The sequence below is a fragment of the Providencia sp. JUb39 genome, from assembly GCF_012272845.1.
Classification (GTDB): Bacteria; Pseudomonadota; Gammaproteobacteria; order Enterobacterales; family Enterobacteriaceae; genus Providencia; species Providencia lanzhouensis.
In genome coordinates, this window is sequence record NZ_JAAWXD020000001.1 from 2,990,668 (window position 1) to 3,009,900 (window position 19,233).

Annotated in this window: 18 protein-coding genes; 6 read left to right on the plus strand and 12 right to left on the minus strand. The window is 42.7% G+C overall.

What is annotated here, in order from left to right:
- The first annotated feature begins 11 nt into the window (after positions 1-11).
- The 5 genes from HFU86_RS14015 to yacG all read left to right on the plus strand — a co-directional run bounded on the left by HFU86_RS14015 (position 12) and on the right by yacG (position 4,335).
- A complete protein-coding gene (locus tag HFU86_RS14015; RefSeq protein ID WP_187129502.1) occupies positions 12-1,406 on the plus strand; it encodes an ATPase, T2SS/T4P/T4SS family in 1,395 nt (464 codons plus the stop codon).
- Positions 1,407-1,410: 4 nt separating this feature from the next.
- Positions 1,411-2,595, plus strand: coding sequence for a type II secretion system F family protein (locus HFU86_RS14020; protein WP_187129503.1), 1,185 nt, complete (start codon positions 1,411-1,413; stop codon positions 2,593-2,595).
- A 154-nt stretch (positions 2,596-2,749) separates the two neighbouring features.
- Positions 2,750-3,355, plus strand: a complete 606-nt coding sequence (gene coaE / locus HFU86_RS14025) for a dephospho-CoA kinase (RefSeq protein WP_187129504.1) — start codon at positions 2,750-2,752, stop codon at positions 3,353-3,355.
- A gap of 8 nt (positions 3,356-3,363) precedes the next feature.
- A complete protein-coding gene (zapD, locus tag HFU86_RS14030) occupies positions 3,364-4,122 on the plus strand; it encodes a cell division protein ZapD (protein ID WP_187129505.1) in 759 nt (252 codons plus the stop codon).
- Positions 4,123-4,137: 15 nt separating this feature from the next.
- The gene (gene yacG / locus HFU86_RS14035) at positions 4,138-4,335 is read left to right on the plus strand and encodes a DNA gyrase inhibitor YacG (protein WP_187129506.1); all 198 of its coding nucleotides are present in this window, start codon (positions 4,138-4,140) and stop codon (positions 4,333-4,335) included.
- A gap of 82 nt (positions 4,336-4,417) precedes the next feature.
- Here yacG and mutT read toward each other — a convergent pair whose 3' ends face one another.
- The 3 genes from mutT to secM all read right to left on the minus strand — a co-directional run bounded on the left by mutT (position 4,418) and on the right by secM (position 8,211).
- Complete coding sequence (gene mutT, locus HFU86_RS14040; protein ID WP_187129507.1) at positions 4,418-4,816, minus strand: 8-oxo-dGTP diphosphatase MutT; 399 nt, start codon at positions 4,814-4,816, stop codon at positions 4,418-4,420.
- A gap of 60 nt (positions 4,817-4,876) precedes the next feature.
- Positions 4,877-7,588: a preprotein translocase subunit SecA gene (gene secA / locus HFU86_RS14045; RefSeq protein ID WP_187129508.1), complete on the minus strand. Its 2,712-nt coding sequence runs from the start codon at positions 7,586-7,588 to the stop codon at positions 4,877-4,879.
- A gap of 95 nt (positions 7,589-7,683) precedes the next feature.
- Positions 7,684-8,211: a secA translation cis-regulator SecM gene (secM, locus tag HFU86_RS14050; RefSeq protein WP_132495798.1), complete on the minus strand. Its 528-nt coding sequence runs from the start codon at positions 8,209-8,211 to the stop codon at positions 7,684-7,686.
- Between the two features lie 86 nt (positions 8,212-8,297).
- On the opposite strand from secM, the gene HFU86_RS14055 reads away from it, so the two are divergent.
- Positions 8,298-8,819 (plus strand): DUF721 domain-containing protein, encoded by a 522-nt coding sequence (locus HFU86_RS14055; RefSeq protein ID WP_132495799.1) that lies wholly within the window; start codon positions 8,298-8,300, stop codon positions 8,817-8,819.
- Between the two features lie 36 nt (positions 8,820-8,855).
- On the opposite strand, the gene lpxC is transcribed toward HFU86_RS14055, so the two are convergent.
- The 9 genes from lpxC to murD all read right to left on the minus strand — a co-directional run bounded on the left by lpxC (position 8,856) and on the right by murD (position 19,233).
- On the minus strand, positions 8,856-9,773 hold the full coding sequence (gene lpxC / locus HFU86_RS14060) for a UDP-3-O-acyl-N-acetylglucosamine deacetylase (protein ID WP_006660764.1): 918 nt from the start codon (positions 9,771-9,773) through the stop codon (positions 8,856-8,858).
- 99 nt (positions 9,774-9,872) lie between these two features.
- Positions 9,873-11,030 carry a cell division protein FtsZ gene (gene ftsZ, locus HFU86_RS14065; protein WP_036951193.1) on the minus strand — a complete coding sequence of 386 codons (1,158 nt, stop codon included), beginning with the start codon at positions 11,028-11,030 and terminating at the stop codon, positions 9,873-9,875.
- A gap of 57 nt (positions 11,031-11,087) precedes the next feature.
- Positions 11,088-12,344: a cell division protein FtsA gene (gene ftsA, locus HFU86_RS14070; RefSeq protein ID WP_036951194.1), complete on the minus strand. Its 1,257-nt coding sequence runs from the start codon at positions 12,342-12,344 to the stop codon at positions 11,088-11,090.
- Between the two features lie 44 nt (positions 12,345-12,388).
- On the minus strand, positions 12,389-13,204 hold the full coding sequence (ftsQ, locus tag HFU86_RS14075; protein WP_036951195.1) for a cell division protein FtsQ: 816 nt from the start codon (positions 13,202-13,204) through the stop codon (positions 12,389-12,391).
- A 1-nt stretch (position 13,205) separates the two neighbouring features.
- Positions 13,206-14,126, minus strand: a complete 921-nt coding sequence (locus tag HFU86_RS14080; protein ID WP_036951196.1) for a D-alanine--D-alanine ligase — start codon at positions 14,124-14,126, stop codon at positions 13,206-13,208.
- Between the two features lie 2 nt (positions 14,127-14,128).
- Positions 14,129-15,547, minus strand: a complete 1,419-nt coding sequence (gene murC / locus HFU86_RS14085; RefSeq protein ID WP_222717691.1) for a UDP-N-acetylmuramate--L-alanine ligase — start codon at positions 15,545-15,547, stop codon at positions 14,129-14,131.
- Positions 15,548-15,644: 97 nt separating this feature from the next.
- A complete protein-coding gene (gene murG, locus HFU86_RS14090) occupies positions 15,645-16,718 on the minus strand; it encodes an undecaprenyldiphospho-muramoylpentapeptide beta-N-acetylglucosaminyltransferase (protein ID WP_187129510.1) in 1,074 nt (357 codons plus the stop codon).
- On the minus strand, positions 16,715-17,908 hold the full coding sequence (gene ftsW / locus HFU86_RS14095; protein ID WP_036951199.1) for a cell division protein FtsW: 1,194 nt from the start codon (positions 17,906-17,908) through the stop codon (positions 16,715-16,717). The genes murG and ftsW overlap by 4 nt, the downstream gene beginning before the upstream one ends.
- Positions 17,908-19,233 (minus strand): UDP-N-acetylmuramoyl-L-alanine--D-glutamate ligase, encoded by a 1,326-nt coding sequence (gene murD / locus HFU86_RS14100; RefSeq protein ID WP_036951200.1) that lies wholly within the window; start codon positions 19,231-19,233, stop codon positions 17,908-17,910. The genes ftsW and murD overlap by 1 nt, the downstream gene beginning before the upstream one ends.

The following is a 19,233-nucleotide window of genomic DNA, read 5'->3' on the forward strand; positions in this document are numbered from 1 at the left end:
AAGGGATTAACATGCGCACATCTAGGGAAAGCCATTATATTTTCAAAGAACTCAAAGTGCTTTGTGACAAAAACTATATCGTGATTATCGATTACAACGAAAAAAGGTTATCCATCGCCACGATAGAAAAACCTAATGATAATTTATTATCCACATTACGTTTTATTGCCAGCGTACCTGTTTGTTATGAAATATGGGCTAAAGAAAAAATTGATCATTATTTCAATCGCCATACTTTAGAAATCAATGAAGATGAAAATGCTTATCCGACTAACACTATTGAACCTATCAACGTGCCATCTCCTGCCGTTGATTTTGTCGATGATTTATTAAAGATGGCGGTAAGAAAGCGAGCATCTGATATTCACCTTGAACCAACCAAGCATAGCCTAAAAATTCGCCTTAGAGTGGATGGGAAACTCTACGTTATTCCTTCACCACCACATGAAATAAGCAATGAGGTTATTGCTCGAATAAAAATATTGTCAAAAATGAATATTGCGGAAAAAAGAATCCCTCAGGATGGGCAAATGAACTGGAGCTTTGAGCGTAAGAACTTTAGCATCCGCCTTTCCAGCATGCCCACACTTCATGGTGAGAAATTAGTTCTGAGATTATTAAATACACAGTTGAAATACTCTCTCGAACAAATTGGAATGTGCCCGACTTTATTACCCCTACTAAAAAACACATTACAAAAACCGCAAGGGTTGATTCTCGTGACAGGCCCCACAGGTAGCGGTAAAACTGTCACACTTTATAGTGCGCTGGAATACCTTAATCAAACATCAAGAAATATATCCACCATTGAAGACCCTATTGAGATCCCCCTAGGGGGGATCAATCAAACACAGGTACACGAAAAATATTCACTTACTTTTGCTTTTATTCTTCGTGCGCTCCTTCGACAAGACCCTGATGTTATTATGATTGGTGAAATTAGAGACGAAGAAACGGCTCAAATAGCTGCTAGAGCTGCACAAACAGGTCATCTTGTTCTCTCAACACTCCATACTAATTGTACCGTTAGCGCCATTACACGTATGGAACAACTAGGCGTTGACAGAAACCAGCTTCAATCCTGTTTAAAAATGGTTATCGCTCAGCGATTAGTTAGAAAACTTTGCACATACTGCAAACAAGAAACGGCACGCATTACACCGATAAACTCAATACAGAATATTAGCGAATATCACTCTACAGGGTGCGAACACTGTTTTTCAGGATTTATGGGGCGTACCGCAATTTATGAACACCTAGATCAAACACAACTCGACTTTCTATTAAAAGACAATGGTAAATTAACTGATAATTTCAAAAGTCTATTTCAGGCAAGCCTTGAGCGAGTTGAAGCTGGAGAAACAACATTACAAGAAGTTTATTCTGTTATAGGACAAGGAGAGTAAATTAATGTTTGTATATCATTACACTTCACTTGAAAATAATTCGTATATAACTGATAGCTTAGTAGCAAAAAACAAGCAACAAGCTTTCTTAGAGATAATCAAACGAGGTCAAACGCCAATATCAATAAAATTGAAATCTATATTTATATTGGATATGGAAAATTTAAACTACAGAATTCATTTTTTTCATCAGCTAAATATACTATCTTCCTCAGGAATTAGTTTATTAAAATGCTTTCAATTACTTCAACTTAATTGTCATTTACCTTTTTGGAAGAATCTCATTAACCAAGCGATCAATGATCTAGAAAAAGGTATTAACTTTATTAAAAACCTAGAAAAGCATCCGCATGTTTTTAACAGTACAATAATTAGCTTAATCGTAATCGCCGAAAAGACAGGAAAATATGATGAAAGCTTTTTGATTATCAAAAATATGCTTGAACATAACCAGAAAACATCAATCTTAATAAAAAAAGCCCTACGTTATCCAGTTACCCTCGTAGGGTTTTCAAGCCTATTACTTATCATCATGCTAGTTTTCGTCATCCCTCAGTTCGTTGAAATTTACGAAAGCTTTCAACAGGAATTACCTGCTATAACAAAAGTGGTCATTATAATATCAAATACTCTGATTGATAATATTCAGTGGATACTGTCAATACTAACCTCAACTATCTTTTTATTTATTAAATATAAATCCTTTGCATTCAAAAAACTGACTTTATTAATGCAATATTTCCCTTATATCAATAACATCATCAAAGCCAAAAATTTGAACATCTACTTTTTAACATTATATTCCACATTAAAATCAGGATTACCTCTCTTGGAATGCCTTGATTGCTCAACTAAAACGATAGTGCATCATAAATATAAGAAAGAATGTCATGAAATTTATCATACCATCCTTAGAGGAGCCTCACTATCTGATGCAATGAAAAATACACAACTTTTTCCAAAACTAGCAATTCAGTTAATTTCTTTGGCAGAAGAATCTGGCAAGCTAGAATATTTTACATTATATTTATTGAAGTATTACTCACAGCAATATAAGACTATTACAGAGCATCGCCTTAAGAACCTTGAACCTATATTACTCTTATTTATAGCTATCATTATCTGCCTAATAATGTTTGCAATGTATTTACCAATATTTAAATTAGGCTCAGTCATTTCTGGAATGTAACTTATTGCTTAAAGAAAATAGTTAAATTTAGATAGTAAAAACAGATTGGAATCACACATATATCCATAACATGATAACTTGACTCAATTGTATACAGACAAATTAAAACTTTCAGTGTAACCTGACTTATTTCCCGTGAACTAATGAATCATTTATGTCTTATATAGTTGCCCTCACTGGGGGGATAGGAAGCGGTAAAACAACCGTTGCCAACGAATTTGCTAAACAAGGGGTACCCCTTGTTGATGCTGATATCATCGCACGCCAAATGGTTGAACCTAATACCCCTGCATTGATCAGCATTCAGCAGCACTTTGGTCAAAACGTGTTAAACCATGATGGCACCTTAAATAGAGGCTTTTTACGGTCAGTTGTTTTTTCCGAACCAAAAGAAAAAGCGTGGCTAAATGCACTGCTTCATCCTTTGATACAACAAGAAACACAGAAACAACTTCAGCAGGTTAACTATCCTTATGTTTTATGGGTAGTCCCCCTGCTTATTGAAAATAAAATTTCGCATTTAGCAGATCGTGTTCTTGTCGTAGATGTAACAAGAGAAGAGCAAATAGAGAGAACCATCCGGCGAGATGACACTAACCTAGAGCATGTTATTAATATATTAAATGCTCAAGCATCTCGAGAAGAAAGGTTGTCGTATGCTGACGACATCATCACTAATCATACAAATAATACTGAGCTGCCAAATAGAGTTGCAGAACTACACAAACAATACCTAGCACTTGCAGCACAAAAAGAATAGGAATGAGCATGAGCGAAAAAATCGAAACGACTTTGGTTACTTATGAATATCCAATGAATGAAAAAATTCGTTCTTGGCTGCGGCTTGAAACATTATTAATGCAAATCTATGAACAGAGCCAGATAACCTCCTACTCTTCTGGAATCGCCTTTTTCCGTTCTGTTTCTGAACTGATTGAAATTTTAGATAGAGGTGAAGTTCGCTCTGATCTTATCAAAGAACTAGAAAAACAAAAAAGTAGGCTACTCAGTTGGGCCGATGCCCCAAATGTTGATAAAACATTAATCACCTCTCTTTTAAATGACCTAACGCCGAAAATAAGCAGTTTAATGTCCGCACCTCGATTTGGTCATCAGCTACGTAACGATAAAATTATTAGTATGGTTCGCCAACGCCTCAGTATTCCCGGTGGATGCTGTAGCTTTGATTTGCCCACCCTTCAACTGTGGCTAAATATTCCCCAATCAGATAGAGATAACGAAATCAAAAACTGGCTAAATAGTTTAGATCCACTGCATGATGCCTTACAAACCGTGTTATCACTAATCCGTCAAAATGGAAGTTTTGAATCAGCCGAATCTCACAATGGTTTCTTTCAAGGTAATGTCGAAGGAAAAGAGCTTTTACGTATTAGGTTATCGCCAGAGCATTTGATATACCCTCAAATTTCAGGACATAAAACGCGCTTTGCCTTACGTTTTCTTCATATCGATAGCGAGAATGGTATACTCCCAGACGTAATTCGTTTTCAGTTAGCCTGTTGTTAGTTTGAGAGTCCATGTATGAATGAAATTATTGAAGTCAATTGTCCGACTTGCCAAAAAGTCGTGACTTGGAATGAATCCAGCCCTTTCCGCCCATTTTGCAGTAAGAGATGTCAACTGATTGATCTAGGCGAGTGGGCAGCAGAAGAAAAACGCATTGAAAGCCAAGGTAATATTTCCGATAGCGATAATTGGAGTGAAGCACCTGAGCATTAATTTCACTTTATCTGTGTTGATAATGAAAATAGCCAAATCTCTGCATTAGGCTATTTTCATCTTCATTACTAGCGACTTGCTGTTATGCGTCCTTCGTTAGCATATCAACAATCACGCGATTAGCCGGTGGAAACTCTTCAGCGACTAAGCTTTGCTGCTCAACCCAACGTGATTTTTGCCCTTCTTTTCCATAGGGATCATTTTCCCAGCCTGAAACCATAAAGAAGTAGAGCGTAATAAATCTATCGTCAAATTCATGATCAACTTGATGGAATAAATCACAGTCAATCACCGCAATACCCACTTCTTCTTCCAATTCGCGGATCAGTGCGTCCTTCGGGTCTTCCCCTTTTTCTAGCTTCCCACCAGGAAATTCCCAAAACCCAGCCATGTGCGTGCCTTCAGGTCGCTGAGTAATAAAAATATGTTGCTGAGAATTACGAATGATCCCAGCGGCAATATGCAGATGTTTTTTTTCCATAATTTCTTCACTAAAAAGGCGGGTTTCCCCGCCTTTATTGATTATTTATTAAATTCTAAATTAGTTTAAGCGGCCATGGCACTGCTTGTATTTTTTACCAGAACCACAAGGGCATGGATCATTACGACCAATTTTATTACCTTGGGTTGCAATCTTCGCTTCTGCTTCTGTCATTAGAGATTCAGCTTCTGCCTCATGGCTTAAATGCTGTTTCTTCGCCAGACGTTCAGCTTCTTCACGACGTTGTTGTTCTAACGCTTCAACTTCTTCCGGTAAACGTACTTGTACTTTTGACAAGGTACTGATCACTTCATATTTCAATGCTTCCAACATGTTAGCAAACATACTGAAGGATTCACGCTTGTACTCTTGTTTTGGATCTTTTTGTGCATAGCCACGTAAATGGATACCTTGACGTAGATAGTCCATGGAAGCCAAATGCTCTTTCCATAATGTATCCAGCGTTTGCAACATAACGCCTTTTTCGAAGTTACGCATGGCTTCGGAGCTAACGATCTCTTCTTTACGTTGGTAAATTTCAATCGCTTTTTCCATGATACGCTCACGCAAGGTTTCTTCGTGAAGTTCAGGCTCTTTGTCTAACCACTCTTGAATTGGTAAGTCGAGGTCAAAATCGTTCACTAAACGTTTTTGCAGACCATCAATGTCCCACATTTCTTCCAGTGATTGAGGCGGAATATACGCATCAATAATAGTGGTAAAGACATCTTCACGAATGCTGTCTACGGTTTCTTTAATATCGCCGCCATCCAGCAATTCATTACGCTGAGTATAGATAGCGCGACGTTGGTCACTTGCCACATCATCATACTCAAGTAACTGTTTACGAATATCAAAGTTACGGCTTTCAACTTTACGCTGTGCGTTAGCAATTGCTTTTGTGACCCAAGGGTGCTCAATAGCTTCGCCCGGTTTCATACCCAGTTTTTTCATCATGCCCGTTACACGGTCTGATGCGAAGATACGCATTAAAGCATCTTCCATTGACAGATAGAAACGTGATGAACCAGCATCACCTTGACGTCCCGCACGACCACGTAACTGGTTATCGATACGGCGAGATTCATGGCGCTCTGTACCGATGATATGTAAACCACCAGCTGCTAACACTTCATCGTGACGAATTTTCCAGTTCGCTTTGATTTCATCAATTTGTTCTTGCGTTGGGTTCTCTAACGCAGCCACTTCTGACTGCCAGCTTCCCCCTAACATGATATCGGTACCACGACCCGCCATGTTAGTTGCGATGGTTACAGCGCTTTTTTGCCCCGCGTTAGCAATAATGTCAGCTTCCATTGCGTGGAATTTCGCATTCAATACGTTATGAGCAATTTTTGCTTTAGTCAGCGCATGAGAAATTAATTCAGATTTTTCAATCGAAATAGTACCAACCAGAACTGGCTGACCTTTGGCGGTTTTATCACGGATATCTTCAATAATTGCTTCAAATTTGTCTGCTTCAGTCATATAGACTAAGTCAGGCATGTCTTTACGAACCATTGGACGGTTAGTTGGGATAACAATCGTATCCAGCTTATAAATTGAGCTAAATTCGAATGCTTCGGTATCCGCAGTACCGGTCATACCCGCTAGTTTTTCGTATAAGCGGAAATAGTTCTGGAAAGTAATCGATGCCAATGTTTGGTTTTCATTATGGATCTCAACACCTTCTTTTGCTTCAACAGCTTGGTGCAGACCATCAGACCAACGACGCCCTTCCATTGTACGGCCAGTATGCTCGTCGACAATGATAACTTGGTTATCTTTAACAATATAATCAACATCACGAGTAAACAGCGCGTGGGCACGTAAACCGGCCATAACGTGGTGCATCAGCATGATGTTTGATGGTGAATAAAGCGATTCACCCTCATCCATTAATCCTGCTTTTGCTAGTAATTCTTCAACGAGAACTAGACCGCGCTCTGTGATTGTTACCTGACGAGATTTTTCATCAACAGAGAAGTGACCTTCGCCTTGGAAAGTGTCCGAGTCTTCTTTTTCTTGGCGAATTAATTTCGGGATCAGTTTATCCACTTTAATATACAGGTCTGAGCTATCTTCCGCTGGACCAGAAATGATCAGTGGCGTACGCGCTTCATCGATAAGAATGGAGTCCACCTCATCCACTAATGCATAATGCAATTTACGTTGAACGCGATCTTCTGGGCTAAATGCCATATTGTCACGTAGATAATCGAAACCAAACTCATTGTTGGTACCGTAAGTAATATCTTCCGCATAAGCTTGGCGCTTAGCAGGTGGAGCCATACCCGATAAGTTAATACCAACAGTTAAGCCTAAAAACTCGAATAATGGACGGTTATTTTCCGCATCTCGTTTTGCTAGGTAGTCGTTCACTGTAACAACGTGAACCCCTTTGCCTGATAATGCGTTAATGTATGCTGGCAGCGTTGCAGTTAGTGTTTTACCTTCACCTGTACGCATTTCTGCGATGCAGCGCTCGTTCAGTACCATACCACCGATTAACTGAACATCGAAGTGACGCATACCGAAGACACGTTTACTTGCTTCACGCACTGTCGCAAACGCTTCAGGGATCATATTTTCAATACTTTCGCCTTGTTTTAAACGCTCACGAAATTCTACGGTTTTGGCTTTCAGCTCGTCATCCGATAATTTCTCAAACTCAGGCTCTAGCTTGTTAATTTTTTCCACTTCTTTACGCAGACGGCGCAGAGTACGGTCATTACGGCTACCAAATACTTTGGTTAATAATTTAGTTAACATATTTTTTCTCAGGTAAATCAATTAATTATTTGAATCGATGATTTTTGACACGATGAGAAACGACCCAATGGTAGGCTTAACATCGTTAAATGGATTTAGGCGATAAAGGGTCCAGCCCGAATGCCATATACCTGAGCAACCCAAATTGCGGGCTGATAAACAGTAAAGAGAGGGTATATATGTTCGCTAGCTTGAGTCGTCGCCACATCCCATTGTAAAGATCGCTGCGCCAACATCGCGTACAGCGTATCTAACATTAATTGAGGGGCAAATAGCGTCTCTTTTTGTAGCTTACTTTTGTCAGTATCTTCATCTTCTGTCGCTGAAAAGGCAAAAGTCAGTTGGCGGATAACATTACGTACCGCATGCTGCTGCCAGTAATTGACGGAGTAAGAAGATGAGGATGAAGAGCGTTGAGAGTTCTGCTGAGCAAATAAGTTATCGAAAGCATTTACAGCTTGGCTTTGTCGATTGGCTGGCGCAGAATTAACTTGAGCTTGCTGAGATTCTGATAAGGCATTTAAAATTGTAGGCAAGCCAACACCCGTAGCCACAACACCTAATAACAGGTGGGACCAGAAGTATCGTCTACCTAAATGTCGCCAAAAATTTAAAATGCCCATCAAACTCTTATATAATTTATAGATTAAAGTATGATTCCCAATTATGTTCTGACATCTTTAGCAATCGCGTAAAATGAGAGTTCACAATGAGAGATAGTCATCCACAAGCACTTTTCGATGTTCTCGAAGAGTCTCTGGCAAAAACATCAAACACTTTACAAACTATTCAGCGAAATGCAAAAGCTATTCTAAAATTGAATCGTGTTGTAAAAAGTTTGCTGCCAGCGGAAATTAAACCCATGTGTCGGGTGGCAAACTACCGTAATAACATTATGGTTATCGAAGTGGCTAATGCCAGTTGGATGACCCGCCTTAATTACGAGAAAATGAATCTTACTTCTGCATTAAGGTCGTCTATTCTACCATCTTTATCTTCCATCGACATCAGAATCAACCCCGATCTTATACGAAAATCTAAGCAAAATAGCTCATTGAATAAGCAATCAGTGAATCATAAAGAAAATCGTAATCAAAGAAAGATTAGTACGCAAACCGCTGAGCAGTTATTAAGATTAGCGAAAAAGAGTCCGAAGGGATTAAAAGAGAAGTTTGAGCGGCTGGCTGCATTAGCCGGAGAGAGTACTAATGCAACCAACAGAAAAGACTAACTCTGACTGGCAGAGATAGCCGCATAATAGAAACTATTATGCGAATACAGTCGAAGGCGCTTTGAATGCCAGAGGTAATTCAGCTTCATCTTCAAAGGTGACCAGATCCCAAGCAGATTCTTTAGCCAGAACCGCTTGCAGCAATTTGTTATTCAGTGCGTGACCCGATTTGAATGCAGTGAATGCACCAATAATGTTATGTCCACACATGAATAAGTCACCAATTGCATCGAGCATTTTGTGACGAACGAATTCATCTTCAAAGCGTAAACCATCTTCGTTGAGTACTTTATAGTCATCAACGACGATAGCACAGTCAAAACTACCGCCTAAGCATAGGCCTTTCGATTGCAGATATTCAATGTCACGCATGAAACCGAAGGTACGCGCGCGGCTAATTTGGTTTACAAAAGATTCCGCAGAGAAATCCATTGCATAGCGTTGCGTGCTGCTATCAATTGCAGGATGTTGGAAATCGATAGTGAAATCAAGGCTAAAGCCATTGTATGGGGACATTTCTGCCCACTTATCACCATCTTCAACACGTACAGTTTCTTTAATGCGTAAGAATTTCTTCGCACAATTTAATTCTTCAATACCGCCATCTAGCAGTAAGAAAACAAACGGTGCAGCACTGCCATCCATAATCGGGATTTCAGGCGCATTGACTTCAATAACAATGTTATCGATGCCTAATCCTGCTAAAGCAGCATTCAAATGTTCAACCGTCGAAATACGTACGTTATCTTCGTTGACTAAGCAAGTACATAACATCGTATCGCGAACTGATTTCGCATCTGCCGGAAAATCTACCGGTGGATTAAGGTCAGTACGACGGTAGATGACCCCGGTATTGGCCGGTGCCGGACGTAAAGTAAGCGTAACTTTCTTGCCGGTATGTAAACCAACACCAGTCGCTTTAATAATACGTTTAAGTGTCCGTTGTTTGATCATCGTATTTTCTCGCAATGTTATAAGTCCTACTGGCTATCTTAATTGATAACCAGTAGAAAATTTTAGCACAAAAAGCGGAAAAACCAATCTAATTAAAAATTAATCGGCCTGTTTACGCAAGAAAGCTGGGATATCTAAGTAATCCGGCTCTTTATTTACTTGTGTATTTTGGTCGTTAACGGCTTTTGCAGCTGGTTTTTCATCATTTAATGAAGACATGCTATTTTGCATTTGCTGATAGCGTTGCTCCATAGAAGCTTGCTGAGACATTTTATTGCTCACTAAAGTAATTTCTGGACGCTTGTCCATACCAATACCAGTAGCAACAACAGTCACGCGCAATTCTTCATGCATTTCTGGGTCTAAAGAGGTACCGATTACGACAGTCGCATTATCTGATGCGAATGCACGAATGGTATTACCCACTGTTTCAAACTCATCCAAGCGTAGGTCAAAACCAGCAGTGATGTTGACCAGAACACCACGCGCGCCAGACAGGTCGATATCTTCCAGAAGTGGGCTAGAAATTGCCATTTCAGCAGCTTCTTCCGCTCTATCTTCACCACGAGCCACACCAGAACCCATCATCGCGTAGCCCATTTCTGACATCACAGTACGTACGTCAGCAAAGTCCACGTTCATTAAGCCTGGGCGGGTGATCAGCTCAGCGATACCTTGAACTGCACCTTTTAATACGTCGTTAGCTGCACCAAAAGCATCCAGTAAAGAGATACCACGACCAAGTACTTTCAGTAACTTGTCGTTAGGGATAGTGATCAGCGAGTCAACGTGCTTAGACAGCTCAGTGATACCCGCTTCCGCGAATGCCATACGCTTTTTGCCTTCGAAATTGAATGGCTTAGTCACGACAGCAACGGTTAGGATACCTAATTCTTTAGCCACTTCAGCAACGACTGGTGCTGCACCCGTACCAGTACCACCGCCCATACCTGCAGCGATGAACACCATATCTGCGCCATCAAGAGCATTGCGCAGTGCTTCACGGTCTTCTTCTGCCGCATTACGGCCGACTTCTGGGTTTGCACCCGCACCCAGACCTTTAGTAATACCGGTACCGATCTGAATGGTTTGTCCGACTGCGGTTTTACGCAGGGCTTGTGCGTCGGTGTTGACTGCAAAGAACTCAACACCCTCGATGCGCTCGCGTACCATGTGTTCAACGGCATTTCCGCCGCCGCCGCCAACGCCGATGACTTTAATCACCGCATCGTTGGTTAGCTCCATTGGTTCAAACATAATGTCTCTCCGTTTTGTGCTTACTATTGAAGCTAATAATATGCTTCTAAATAAAAATTAAAATTCTTTTCTCAGCCAGCTGGTAAGCTTACTAAACCACCCGCTAACTGAAGCACGTTTTTCCGTCTCGGTATCATCGCCAAGGTGGCTTTCTTTACCGTAATGCAGAAGCCCTACCGCTGTGGAGTAGTACGGCTCCTGAGCATAATCCGTTAATCCTGTTATATTAAGTGGGGTACCGATTCTGACCTGTGTATGGAACACTTTTTGAGCGCATTCAACTAGCCCGTCAATCTGTGCTGCCCCACCCGTCAAAACTATCCCTGCCGCTAAGTGGTGTTTGACACCTTGCTGGCGTAACTGTTCCTGTAAATTTAAAATTTCTTCATTCACTAAATTTAACAGCTCAGTATACCGTGGCTCAATCACTTCCGCTAAGGTTTGACGCTGTAAACTTCTCGGTGGACGACCGCCAACACTCGGTACTTCCACCGTTTCATCTTTACTCACAATCGAACCGACTGCACAACCGTGACGCACTTTAATCGCTTCGGCATCTGTTGGCGGCGTACCAAATGCGTAAGCGATATCACTTGTCACCACATTACCTGCGTATGGGATCACTTTGGTATGACGCAAAGCACCACCCGTATATACTGCCATGTCCATTGTGCCGCCACCGACATCAACAACACAGACACCTAATTCGCGCTCATCTTCAGTCAACACACTGTAGCTTGCAGCAAGACCGGCAAAAATAAGCTGATCAACTTTTAACCCGCAACGCTCAACGGCTTTCACAATGTTCTTTGCCATATCGTTATGGCAAGTGATCAGATGAACTTTAGCTTGCATACGAACACCAGAAAGACCGACTGGATTTTTAATGCCTTCTTGGTAGTCAATCGCGAATTCTTGCGGGATAACATGCAAAATTCGGTGTTCGTCTTTAACTCGGACAGATTTCGCCGTATGAACTACGCTGTCTACGTCTTCTTGTGTCACTTCTTCTTCTGAAATTGGCACCATACCAATTTCATTTTGGCAGCTCACATGTTTACCTGATAATGCAAGGTAAACAGAAGAAATTTGGCAATCTGCCATTAATTCAGCTTGGTCAATCGCTCTTTGGACGCATTTAACAACCGACTCAAGATCGTTAACGCCACCTTTGTCCATTCCGCGAGATGGACAGCTTCCCACCCCAATAATATTAACCATACCATCGGGCAGAATTTCTCCTACAAGGGCTGACACCTTGGAAGTTCCAATTTCAAGGCCTACCACTAATTTTCTGTCCGTTGCTTTAATCATTTGCTTCTGCCTATCTGCCTAATTTGAGTTATTAGCAATTTGTCTTATTGGAAGCCTTGCGGTGCGTCAACTAATAGAGGAGCCCACCCCACCGCTGCCCCACTGGTATAACGCAAATCAACATAGTCGACGCGTTTATCAGTCGTTTGCTGTAAGAGCGGATAAAGCTCGAGAAAACGGTTTAACCGCTCTAACACATCTTTTTTCCCAAGTTCGACTCTTACATCATTATCTAAAATAATCTGCCATGCATGGCGCGCTGTCATAGAAACGGATTTTAGTTTCAAGTTATTTTTCGCCAAAATACCACTTAGCACAGCAAATTCTTTCAAAACCTCTGTTTGGCTTCCTTGCGGACCATACAGCAACACATAATCGCCTTTACCATTTTGACTTGGTGGAAGGGTAAATACGCGCCCTTCTTGGTCGACCATGTTTTGGTCATTCCATCTTGCGTAGGGTTTGTACTCCGCAATATGGATTTTTAATTCATCCGGCCACTGTTTACGCACTGTCACTTGACGTATCCACGGCATCATACTGATTTGGTTTTGAATCGCATTCACATCCACCGTCATAAAGGTTCCCGGCTGACCTAATGACAAAATTGCCTTTCGCACATCGTCATTGGTGGTGTAGTTGCGCTCTCCCGTTAATATCAGTTTGGACATTGGCAGCCTATCGGCATCCTTCATCCAGTTCATCACAGTCCAGCCGCTCCACACAATGGTGCCGACAACCATCAGGAAGAAAATTAATCCGCCCAGAAAAGCCCCATTACTTGGCCTTGAGCGCGGATCTTCATCTTGCTGACCGCTATTGTGATTATGATGCCTTACGTTTAACGCTGCCTGTGACATATCAACTAGCCAATTCCAAAATACGTACCACTAACTGCGAAAAATCCAAACCTGCTTGACGCGCAGCCATTGGAACTAAACTGTGACTGGTCATTCCTGGCGAAGTATTTACTTCGAGTAAATAGAATTCCCCGTCACTATCTTGCATCACATCAACCCGTCCCCAGCCACGACAGCCTACCGCTTGATAAGCTTGCATTGCGATATCTGCCAGTTTCGCTTCAAGGTCGCTTGTTAAACCACTTGGGCAGAAATATTGAGTCTCATCAGACAAATATTTTGCTTCATAATCATAGAAAATACCCGGTGGCTGAATACGAATCGAAGGCAAAACTTCGTCCCCCAGTACCGCTACCGTATACTCAGGACCACTTAACCACTTTTCAATCAACAACGTATCGTCAAACTGGAAAGCAAGCTCAATGGCTTCTGGCAATGCATCCAGAGCATCAACTTTGCTCATTCCAACACTGGAACCTTCCAAACTCGGTTTAACGATAAGTGGCAGCCCTAAGTGCTTAACTTGCTGAGCTAACTGCTCTTTTTTAATATTAGTATATTTCTGCTTGTTAAGTGAAATATATGGGGAAACACTTAACCCTGCGCCTTGCCAAAGTTGTTTGGTGCGTAGTTTATCCATACTCAGCGCAGATGCCATTACGCCACTGCCGGTGTATGGAAGCCCCAGAAACTCAAGCATTCCTTGGATCGTACCGTCTTCCCCGCCACGACCATGTAAGGCGATAAACGCTTTATCAAACCCAGCTTCTTTTAATGTCACAACAGGAAAATCTTGGGTATCAATTGGATGCGCATCAACGCCTGCTTGGCGTAATCCCGCCAATACAGCATTGCCAGACTGAAGTGACACTTCACGTTCAGCAGATGTGCCGCCAAAGAGAACCGCGATTTTTTCTGTCATGCTTATTCCTCAACCATCGGTGGCTGTAATTTCGTTTCTGCTAGGTTTTTGGCTATTTTACCAATATTTCCTGCGCCTTGAACTAAAATTAAGTCGTTATCATCAAGAACTTGTGCCAGCATATGTGAAACTTGTTCAGGTTCTGCCACAAAAATAGGATCAACCTGCCCACGACTGCGGATTGTACGGCATAATGAGCGGCTATCAGCTCCCGGAACTGGCTTCTCACCCGCAGAATAAACTTCCAGCATTAGCAAGACATCTACCTGCCCTAGCACGTTTGCGAAATCATCGTATAAGTCACGAGTACGCGTATAACGATGAGGCTGGAAAACCATAACGATACGTTTATCTGGCCAGCCTGCGCGAGCGGCTTTAATCGTGGCATCCACTTCTGTTGGATGGTGACCATAGTCATCCACCAGCATCACTTCGCCTTCTTTACCATTCACATTACGCAGCACGTAGTTACCTAGGAAATCGAAACGACGACCTGTTCCTTGGAATTCCACGAGTGCGGACAGAATGTGTAAATCGTCGATGCCTTCTTCGGTTGCTACCGCAACAGCTGCCGTTGCATTGAGCGCATTGTGGCGACCAGGTGCATTTAGCACAACAGTTAATTCTGGCATGCCTTCACGAGCAATCGTGAAAAAGCCTTGATTCCCTTTTTGCTCGTACTTGGTGATACGAACATCCGCATCGTCACTAAAGCCGTAAGTGGTAATGTAACGACCGATTTTTGGTAATAATGAGCGGATCACTGGGTCATCGATACACATCACTGCACGGCCATAGAATGGCAAGTTATGCAGGAAGTTGATGAAGGTATCTGTCAGGTTTTCAAAATTGCCCTGATAGGTATCCATGTGATCAGCTTCAATATTTGTCACAACTGCAACAAGTGGCTGTAAATGCAAAAATGATGCATCACTTTCGTCCGCTTCAGCGATTAAATAACGGCTGCTACCTAAGCGAGCATGGGTTCCCGCTGATTTCACTAATCCGCCATTCACAAATGTTGGGTCTAAGCCCGCTTGAGCGTAGATCCCAGAAATCATTGCCGTTGTCGTTGTTTTACCGTGAGTTCCCGCCACTGCGATACCATGACGGTAACGCATTAATTCAGCCAGCATTTCAGCACGGCGAATCACTGGGATACGCAGCTCTTTTGCAGCTTGAATTTCAGGGTTCTCTGCAGAAATAGCCGTAGAAACGACGACCACACTTGCGTTTTCAACGTTTTCAGGACGATGGTTAAAATAGATAGTGGCGCCTAACTCAGTCAGTTGCTGAGTCACTGCATTAGGTGCTAAATCTGAACCACTAATTTCATAACCTTCGTTAGCCAACACTTCAGCGATACCACCCATGCCAGCACCACCGATGCCGACAAAATGAATGTGCCGTACTCTACGCATTTCTGGCACCGATGTTCTTAATTTCGCTAACTGTTGTGTATTCACTGTATTTCGCTTCTCTATAAATTCTGTCTACATTCTATTTTGTATGGTCAGGCTATTTCGCAACATCGCAAATAACCGCCGCAACACGTTCGGTTGCATCCGTGATGGCACAGCTATAGGCTTTATCTGCCATCGACAATAATTCAGCTCTATCCCACTTGTTGAGTAACTCGACAACAGCTTCGGGTGTAAACTGCGGTTGTTCAATAATCTTCGCAGCCCCGGCTTGTTCTAAAGGCAATGCATTCCAATACTGTTGGCGGTCTTTATGCTGGAAAGGAACAAAAATCGCGGGTAAACCTGCCGCAGCTATCTCACTGACAGTTAATGCACCTGAACGACAAACCACAATATCAGCCCATGCGTAAGCTTGCGCCATATCATCAATAAATTCAGTCACTTTAAACTCAGAATTGCCTGAATTTTTCAAACAATCATTATACAGTGCTTCTGTCGATTCCTTACTGCCTTTTCCAGCCTGATGCCATATATTTAACTGTTTGCTCACATTTCCAGCGACTACAGGCATGACTTGATTTAAAATTCGTGCCCCTTGGCTACCACCTACAACTAATACGCGTATCGCACCTTCACGACCCGCTAAGCGCTCTTGTGGCGCAGGCAATGCCAATACATCTTCACGCACAGGGTTACCTACAACGGGTGCATCAGGGAATGCACCAGGGAAAGCTTGTAAAACACGTTTGGCAATTTTTGATAACCATTTATTGGTTAATCCCGCGATCCCATTTTGTTCATGGAGAACAACAGGGACGCCACATTGCCAAGCCGCGATACCGCCGGGGCCAGATACATAACCGCCCATACCAAGAACGGCATCAGGTTGATAGCGCTGAATAATCGCTTTCGCTTGGCGAATGGCTTTATAGATACGCCAAGGTGCACCAATTAATGCACCAATGCCTTTGCCTCTTAAACCCGAGATTTGAATAAACTCAATATCAATACCGTGTTTCGGTACTAAAGTGGCTTCCATGCGATCTGCTGTACCTAACCAGCGAATTTCCCAACCTTGAGCCTGCAAATAATGCGCCACAGCTAAGCCGGGAAAAACGTGTCCCCCAGTTCCGCCTGCCATAACGAGTAATTTTTTTGCCTGACTCATTTGGAACTCCTTACAAACGCCTGAGCTTTCTCAAGTCGTGTCTCATAATCAATTCTAAGTAACACAGCGATCGCCGCTGACATCACTAATAAACTCGATCCCCCATAACTGATTAACGGGAGTGTTAAACCTTTGGTTGGCAACATGCCTGCCGCAGCTCCCACGTTAACCAATGCTTGGAAGGTAAACCAAATACCGATGGCACACGCGAGATATCCACCAAATAATTGCTTGGTCAGTAGTGCTCTACGCCCTACCATCATCGCTCTAAACGCCAGCATGAATACCATCAGTAACACCAGAACCACACCTACATAACCCAGCTCTTCAGCCAGTACGGAGAAAATAAAGTCAGTGTGTGCTTCCGGTAAATATTCTAACTTCTGTACTGAGTTGCCCAGACCTTGACCAAGTAGCTCGCCTCGACCAAACGCCATCAAAGATTGCGTTAACTGATAGCCACTACCAAACGGGTCATCCCACGGGTTTAAGAAGGATGTCACGCGGCGCAAACGATACGGTTCAAAGACAATCAAAGCCAGTACGCCTACACCACAAGCCGCGATACCGATAATAAACGGCGCTAAACGCGCACCGGCTAAAAACAGCAACCCTAACGTAGTCACAACCAGTACAACTACCGTTCCTAAGTCTGGCTGCAACAGCAGCAATAACGCCATCATGATCAAAATACACATCGGTTTTACGAAGCCGAAAAACTTGGTGCGTACTTCATCTGACTTACGAACTAAATAGCTGGAAACGTAACAAAACAGCGCGAACTTCGAAATTTCTGCGGGCTGAATTTTCACAATACCGATGTCAATCCAACGTGATGCCCCGTTGACGGAACTACCAGCCACCAACACCACTGCCAGCATGCCCAATGCGCCCATCAGCAAAATAAAGCTGTATTTTTCCCATGTTGCCATCGAGACCCGCATTACCCCTAAAACCAGAAGAAATGCGACGACTAAATACACCACGTCACGCTTAGCAAAATAAAATGGGTCATCCGTTAATCGTTGTCCTACTGGCATCGATGCGGAGGTCACCATAATGAAGCCGATTGCCGCCAGACCGAATGCTAACCAAACCAAAGTACGGTCGTAGAGCGTCGTGCCTGAAATCACGCCATTCTTTTCACCGATGATCCAGTTTTTTAAACGCAAAGCACCCGGTATGGTCATTAACCTAACTCCTTAGCGAGTTGAGCAAAAACATCACCTCGCTGCTCAAAACTTTTGAACTGATCTAAGCTGGCACAGGCTGGAGACAACAGCACCATGTCGCCCGATTTTAACAATGGCGCAATTTGGCGCATACTTTGTTCCATCGTATCTGTCAGCACAGATTTTTCTGGTGCGAGTTCCGCTAATTGCTGACCGTCACGACCAAAACAATACAAACGGTAGTTATCCGCCGAAATGTATTCTTTGAGCGGAGAAAAATCAGCTGACTTGCCATCACCACCCAGCAATAAGTAAATGTTACCATCCACATGTAACCCATTGAGTGCAGCTTCTGTACTGCCCACATTGGTTGCCTTCGAGTCGTTGATCCAACGCACACCGCGGTTGAAAAAGACCAACTGGAAGCGATGAACTAAACCGGCATACTCTTTTAAGACTTTAAGACTCGCATCACGCGGGATTGCCACGGTATCAGCTAAGGCTAATGCAGCCAGTGCATTCATATAGTTATGCTGCCCAGTCAGATGCATTTGCGCCACATCCAACACCTCTTCACCTTGAGCAACTAAGACACGTTTTTGCGTATCAAAGTAGTAATCACCGCTATTTAAACCAAAACTGGTGTATTGGCTAACACTCTGGTCATGTGGGAGCGTTAGCGGGTCTTGCGCGTTCACAATGCAGTGTTGCGCATTATCATAAATACGTAATTTTGCTGCGCGATATTGCTCAAGCCCCAATGGATAGCGATCCATATGATCTTCAGTCACATTCAACACGGTCGCAGCCGCTGCACGTAGGCTAGACGTAGTTTCCAATTGGAAGCTAGACAGTTCCAACACAAACAGGCTATGCCCTTGATTGAGCAAAGAAACTGCAGGAATACCAATATTCCCGCCCACACCAACGGAAATTCCAGCTGCTTTCGCCATTTCTCCCACAAGGGAAGTTACCGTGCTTTTACCATTAGAACCTGTGATTGCGACAATTGGCGCATCCGCCTCACGGCAGAACAGCTCAATATCTCCCACAATCTCAATACCGTTGCTTGCAGCTTCCTGTAACTGTGGCGTTGCTAACGCAATGCCTGGGCTGGCAACAATCAGATCCGCTTGTTGCAGCCATTCATTATTTAAGCTGCCACTATGACAAACAACATTCTCAGGCAGTTTATCAACACCAGGTGGCACAGCGCGGGTATCCATCACGCGAGGAACAACCCCACGAGCAAGGAAAAAGTCAACGCAGGAAAGCCCGGTTAAACCTAAGCCGATAATCACTACGTTTTTACCCTGATACTGCTGAGCCTGTGAACCAATCAT

Bases quoted from the DNA above. Each gene is read 5' to 3' on its own strand.
- HFU86_RS14015 (WP_187129502.1), top strand. From the start codon at position 12: ATGCGCACATCTAGGGAAAGCCATTATATTTTCAAAGAACTCAAAGTG.
- HFU86_RS14020 (WP_187129503.1), top strand. From the start codon at position 1,411: ATGTTTGTATATCATTACACTTCACTTGAAAATAATTCGTATATAACT.
- coaE (WP_187129504.1), top strand. From the start codon at position 2,750: ATGTCTTATATAGTTGCCCTCACTGGGGGGATAGGAAGCGGTAAAACA.
- zapD (WP_187129505.1), top strand. From the start codon at position 3,364: ATGAGCGAAAAAATCGAAACGACTTTGGTTACTTATGAATATCCAATG.
- yacG (WP_187129506.1), top strand. From the start codon at position 4,138: ATGAATGAAATTATTGAAGTCAATTGTCCGACTTGCCAAAAAGTCGTG.
- mutT (WP_187129507.1), bottom strand. From the start codon at position 4,816: ATGGAAAAAAAACATCTGCATATTGCCGCTGGGATCATTCGTAATTCT.
- secA (WP_187129508.1), bottom strand. From the start codon at position 7,588: ATGTTAACTAAATTATTAACCAAAGTATTTGGTAGCCGTAATGACCGT.
- secM (WP_132495798.1), bottom strand. From the start codon at position 8,211: ATGGGCATTTTAAATTTTTGGCGACATTTAGGTAGACGATACTTCTGG.
- HFU86_RS14055 (WP_132495799.1), top strand. From the start codon at position 8,298: ATGAGAGATAGTCATCCACAAGCACTTTTCGATGTTCTCGAAGAGTCT.
- lpxC (WP_006660764.1), bottom strand. From the start codon at position 9,773: ATGATCAAACAACGGACACTTAAACGTATTATTAAAGCGACTGGTGTT.
- ftsZ (WP_036951193.1), bottom strand. From the start codon at position 11,030: ATGTTTGAACCAATGGAGCTAACCAACGATGCGGTGATTAAAGTCATC.
- ftsA (WP_036951194.1), bottom strand. From the start codon at position 12,344: ATGATTAAAGCAACGGACAGAAAATTAGTGGTAGGCCTTGAAATTGGA.
- ftsQ (WP_036951195.1), bottom strand. From the start codon at position 13,204: ATGTCACAGGCAGCGTTAAACGTAAGGCATCATAATCACAATAGCGGT.
- HFU86_RS14080 (WP_036951196.1), bottom strand. From the start codon at position 14,126: ATGACAGAAAAAATCGCGGTTCTCTTTGGCGGCACATCTGCTGAACGT.
- murC (WP_222717691.1), bottom strand. From the start codon at position 15,547: ATGCGTAGAGTACGGCACATTCATTTTGTCGGCATCGGTGGTGCTGGC.
- murG (WP_187129510.1), bottom strand. From the start codon at position 16,718: ATGAGTCAGGCAAAAAAATTACTCGTTATGGCAGGCGGAACTGGGGGA.
- ftsW (WP_036951199.1), bottom strand. From the start codon at position 17,908: ATGACCATACCGGGTGCTTTGCGTTTAAAAAACTGGATCATCGGTGAA.
- murD (WP_036951200.1), bottom strand. From the start codon at position 19,233: ATGATTGGTTCACAGGCTCAGCAGTATCAGGGTAAAAACGTAGTGATT.